General features: G+C 54.6%; 3 protein-coding genes. 2 read left to right on the forward strand and 1 reads right to left on the reverse strand.

The features are described from left to right. Nucleotides 1-124 precede the first annotated feature (124 nt). A complete protein-coding gene (locus tag INT19_RS09105; protein WP_193060517.1) occupies nt 125-955 on the forward strand; it encodes a DUF932 domain-containing protein in 831 nt (276 codons plus the stop codon). Between the two features lie 453 nt (nt 956-1,408). Further along, a complete protein-coding gene (locus INT19_RS09110) occupies nt 1,409-1,936 on the forward strand; it encodes a TrfB-related DNA-binding protein (protein WP_193060518.1) in 528 nt (175 codons plus the stop codon). Nucleotides 1,937-1,979: 43 nt separating this feature from the next. Here INT19_RS09110 and INT19_RS09115 read toward each other — a convergent pair whose 3' ends face one another. Continuing rightward, nucleotides 1,980-2,735 carry a SprT-like domain-containing protein gene (locus tag INT19_RS09115; RefSeq protein WP_193060519.1) on the reverse strand — a complete coding sequence of 252 codons (756 nt, stop codon included), beginning with the start codon at nt 2,733-2,735 and terminating at the stop codon, nt 1,980-1,982. Nucleotides 2,736-3,234: the final 499 nt, after the last annotated feature.

Below are 3,234 nucleotides of genomic sequence, written 5' to 3' on the forward strand. Positions count from 1 at the left end.
TCGTATGATAAACAGTTGACATATTTAGCGATATGAGCGATACTGACTTTGTTGGCAGAGGCCAACACTGGCACCAAAGCGGCGGCAACCGCGCCAGTAAAATCAAACGTTAGGAGTTAATACCATGGGTTTAGTATCGAGCCTTGGAAACATTAAGCAGATTCGCCGCAACGAGCCGCTAAGCGACGATATGATCCACCGTGCTGCCCCTTCTATTTTTGCAGAAGCGCCTCACGAAAGCCGCTCAGAGCGTTATCACTATATACCGACGATTGACGTTGTTAATGCGCTACGCAACGAAGGCTTTTACCCCTTCTTTGCCGCGCAAACGAACGTCCGCAAAGCGGATAAGCGTGAACATACAAAGCACATGCTACGCCTTCGCCATGCTAGTCAGATCAACGCCCAGGAGGCCAATGAGATTATCTTGGTTAACTCTCATGACGGTAGCAGTAGCTACCAGATGTTGGCGGGTATGTTCCGGTTTGTCTGCGCGAATGGCATGGTTTGCGGGAATACCGTTGGCGACGTGCGTGTACGCCATAGCGGCAAAGGCGACATTATTGGCGAGGTGATCGAAGGCGCTTACACGGTGCGCGATGCCTTTGAGGTAATTGAAAATGAGCGCGACACGATGCGAGGCATTCAGCTAACGCCGCAGCTTCAACATGGTCTTGCTCAAGCCGTTTTAAATTACAAGCATGATGACCCCTTGCGCCCCGCGCCTATCGAAGCCGAGCAGCTGCTACGGGCTCGCCGCCACGAAGATCGCCCCAACGATTTATGGTCAACGACTAACCGCATTCAGGAGAATGTCATTAAAGGCGGGTTGAGTGGCCGAAATGCCAAGGGTAAGCGCACCACCACACGCGCAGTTAAAGGCATCGACCAGGACTTGAAACTCAATAAAGCGCTTTGGGCGTTCTCTATGGAAATGTCCAAGCTGTTTAACTAATCCACTGAAAGGCCCCTTGCTTTCAGCAAGGGGCCATAGAAGATCCTCGCGGCGGCAACCGCGCTTAGACAAACTTTTGGTAGGAGTTTTGGCAATGTCTGCACCCATTAAACACGTACATATAGGCGTTATGACTGTTGGGCAATTAGGCGTACTGGTGGCCCTCCTAAGACGCTACAAAGGCCACACCTGCGCGTCTCATGTGGTAAGCCGGGCAGTTCGCCAGGCGCGCAATCAACCGCTCATCGGCCCTGTTAAACCTCTTGACTAGCGGCCTGTTAACAAAGCGCCCTGCGTGGGGCGCTTTTGTCGTTTTGGCCATGATGGTTTGATGGGCATAATTTGCTATAGCAGAGCCTCTTATTTATCCTTTTATCGTATGATAAACGATTTACTTGATAGTGGTTGTAAGCGATACTAAGGCATCTTTTTAAACTTGAAATGGTGAGTGTTATGGGACTGCATGCAAGACAGATCATTCGTTTCTCAGAGGCTGAATGGACAGCCGCGCAGGCACGGCTAAGCGCGTTTTCTGACAATACCTTGGCACTTGCCAAGCAAGTGCTAGTGGATGGCCTGGCTCCGCCAGAGGTGGCCCGCGCTACTGGTGTTGCCAATCAGACCGTACACACAGCCGTTAAGCGCGTAAAAGCCGCGCTAGAGGATTCTGCCCCCAAAGACTTGCGTTTATCACTGGACGAGTGGGAGCAGTTACAGCCCTTGCTTGTCGGATTTTCGAGTAAAACGCTCGATCATGCCAGGCGTGTGCTTGTTGAGGGTGCTTCACAGGCCTCAGTGGCACGAGACGCGGGTATAAGTCGCCAGGCGGTAAAAATTGCGGTCAATCGTGTCAAAGCGAAGGTTGCGCCCAGCCAGTCACCAGGCTTAACACCGTGTGTTGTCTGGTTGCCGGAAAGCGATATAGCGGCGCTTGCCGCGTTCGCTGAGCAGCATGGTTGGAAGCTGAAGGGGCATGAATAGAATATAGCCCCGATGCGATTTGGTTGGGTGTGCCGCTAGGGCGTCACACCACGTTGAACCTCGCTTTATCGCACCCCTCTCCCCCGCATATTAGCTGCAAGCCCGGCTTTCCCCATGCCTGGCTTTCGCACACCGGGCACCGGTACTTTTGGCGGTTGGTTTTGTTGACGGTCTCCTTTGGTAGCTGCACATAGGGCGATACGTGCCCTTCCTCGTCTTCATCGACGTAATCCTCTTTGAGATGGCCATCGTCTAAATCGCCTTGCTCATCCTCGTCTGTTTCATCCAGGCTGCTGGGCTTGCTAGGCAGATAAGGCGGGAAGCGGTCGAGCCATGACAGCCGGTATTGCTGGGAAAGCAGGCTGTCACAGGCTTGATCAAACGCACCGCCCTTTTGAATGTAGTGATCCATTTGCTCGCCTACGCGCTTCCCCCCGGGTTGGCCGGTATTACTAGCGATAAGCCCAAGTGCGTCCATTTTGTCGGCCCATTCCTTGTTGTGGTAGCCCCGTCTACCTGGTTTACCAAAATGGATTTGCCATTGATGCACCATTTCATGAACAAGCGTTGAGAGCGATTTGCGAATACTGCGGATGCCGAAGTAGGCGGGATTCATGGCAATTTCGTCAGTGATCGTCCCGCCATGGTTGACGAAGCGGTCACGGCAGTAATAGCCAAATGTTCGACGTTCGCGCTGCAACGTGATGAGGCAATCGGGCAGCGCATCATCAAAAAGTGCTTTATTGAAGTGGTCGTAAGCTGATTGGAGTTCGTCATAAATTTGCTGTGTGGGGTGCATGGGTTTGCCTTTTTTGGATTGCGCAATCCACATCTTAGCCTTTCTGGATTGCGCAATCCATATTCATAGCGGGCCTGGGGCCACACGGCTTCGCCGTGACGGTGCTATCTCGCTCCGCTCGACCGAGCCGCTAACCCCCGCGTCTCGTCCCTTCGGGTAACGCCCCTTGTCCCTACGCTCGTTGCACTCGCTGCGCGCTCCGCTTGCAAAACCATGGGGCTCTGCCCCATACCCCGACCTCGCCGGTAGGCAGCCGGGCCGGGGATGGCGTTCGCTTCGCTCTCTTGTTCCCCGGCTCCGGTGCCGGGAGGCTATGCCGCGCTACAGGCCGTCAAGGGGCCGAGTCCTCGCGCTTCGCGCTGCGGGCCGCACCAACCCCTTGACCGCCTTTCTCGCGGCGCACAGGAGTTCTGCGGGCGATTAAGCGCATCGAGTGGCTAACGACGGGTGCCCACCTTGACGATGACCGGCTACCGCGCTTGCTGGACGACGCCCCAGG

Source organism: Halomonas sp. 3A7M, assembly GCF_014897875.1.
Taxonomy (GTDB): domain Bacteria; phylum Pseudomonadota; class Gammaproteobacteria; order Pseudomonadales; family Halomonadaceae; genus Vreelandella.